The sequence below is a fragment of the Microbacterium sp. Bi128 genome, from assembly GCF_918698205.1.
This window is the reverse complement of sequence record NZ_CAKKMM010001348.1, coordinates 1-1,383: the sequence shown is the minus strand read 5'-3', so window position 1 is coordinate 1,383 and position 1,383 is coordinate 1. Positions and strand designations below refer to the sequence as shown.

Sequence of the window (1,383 nt, the reverse complement as noted above, 5' to 3'; positions counted from 1 at the left end):
CCCGTGGACACCGCCGCGCTGACGGTCCTCAATCTCCCCATGAGCGATCCCAGGGTCCGTCCGCTCCTGGACGAGCTCGCGCTCGAATACGACACCCGCTACGGCAGCCTCTTTGGCCGCGGGGCCGCCGCGGAGGAACTCAACCGTTACCCGGCCGAGGAATTCGCCGCGCCGGGCGGGGCCCTGCTGATTGTGCGCGAGAACGGCGAATCCGTGGCCGGCGGCGCGTTCCGCCGGCACGGCCCGCAGACCGCCGAGTTCAAGCGGATCTGGACGCATTCAGCGCACCGCCGCCGCGGACTGGCCCGGTTTGTCCTTGCCGAGCTGGAGGCGCTGGCCGGCCGTCGCGGCTACCGGAAAGTCTACCTGACAACCGGCCCGCGCCAGCCGGAGGCGAAACACCTCTACCTGAGCACCGGTTACGAGGCACAGTTCGATCTCTCCGCCGACCCGGAAACCATCGGGCCGCTGGCATTCACCAAGGACCTGCCCGCCGCAAACCCCGCCGCGAACCCCGCCGCGCTGCTTGGTCGGTGTGGGCCGGGAACCGGCGCTTCGGGCTAGAGTTCACACAGGGGGTCTGCCCTAAAACAACGTTTTCACGAGCCGCCGCGGACCCGGCGGAGAAACAGCCGGGAGTCATCAGTGCGGCCTGGATCCAAGCCCACCATCCGCGATGTCGCGCAGACGGCCGGGGTCTCCCTGACCACCGTCTCCTATGTGCTCTCCGGCCGCTCCGGCGGTACCACCCGGATCAGCGAAGCCACCCAGGACCGGGTGCACGCCGCGGTCCGCGAACTTGGCTATGTGGCCAACAGTGCCGCCCGGGGAATGCGCCGGGGCCGGACGGAGCTGGTGGCCGTGGCCGTCCCGGACCTCGAGCAGCCCCGGGACAGGGCCATCGCCACGGTGCTGGCCAGGATCCTGCCGGAGCACGGCTACCAGTCGGTCATCCTGCTGGGCGGGAACTGGCGGCAGTTCATGCTCTCCGGCGGAGCCGACGGCGTGATCCACACCAGCGCGCCGAAGACGGACGACGATTCCGGCGCCATGGCAGAGCCCGCTGGCCGCGGCACGCCCCACGTGTTCATCACGGACGACGCCGGGCCCGGCAGCCTTGCTGTCCAGGGCGGACACGAGGTGGTCCCCGCCGGCACGGACACCCCCGAGATCCTGGCCGGGCACGCCGTCATTCTGCTGCTGGCACAGTTGCGGGGTTAGGAACCTTAGGCTTTCAGCGCGGCCTCCGGTGCCGCGTCCTGGGTTGCGGCCTCCGGTGCGGCTTCCGGGGTTGCGGCCTCCCGGAGGGGACGGCGGGCCAGCCACGCGGCCACGATCGCGCCGGAGACGTTGTGCCACAGGGAGAAGACCGCAGACGGCAGC

General features: G+C 70.9%; 2 protein-coding genes and 1 pseudogene. 2 read left to right on the top strand and 1 reads right to left on the bottom strand.

Annotation, left to right across the window (positions count from 1 at the left end; translation table 11 throughout):
- Positions 1-3 precede the first annotated feature (3 nt).
- Both LQV45_RS32670 and LQV45_RS32665 read left to right on the top strand, forming a co-directional pair.
- On the top strand, positions 4-564 hold the full coding sequence (locus LQV45_RS32670) for a GNAT family N-acetyltransferase (protein WP_230011751.1): 561 nt from the start codon (positions 4-6) through the stop codon (positions 562-564).
- Between the two features lie 81 nt (positions 565-645).
- A complete protein-coding gene (locus LQV45_RS32665; protein WP_230011750.1) occupies positions 646-1,221 on the top strand; it encodes a LacI family DNA-binding transcriptional regulator in 576 nt (191 codons plus the stop codon).
- A gap of 5 nt (positions 1,222-1,226) precedes the next feature.
- Here the strand turns inward: LQV45_RS32665 and LQV45_RS32660 are convergent.
- A pseudogene (locus LQV45_RS32660) lies at positions 1,227-1,383 on the bottom strand (bile acid:sodium symporter family protein); the annotation flags it as partial.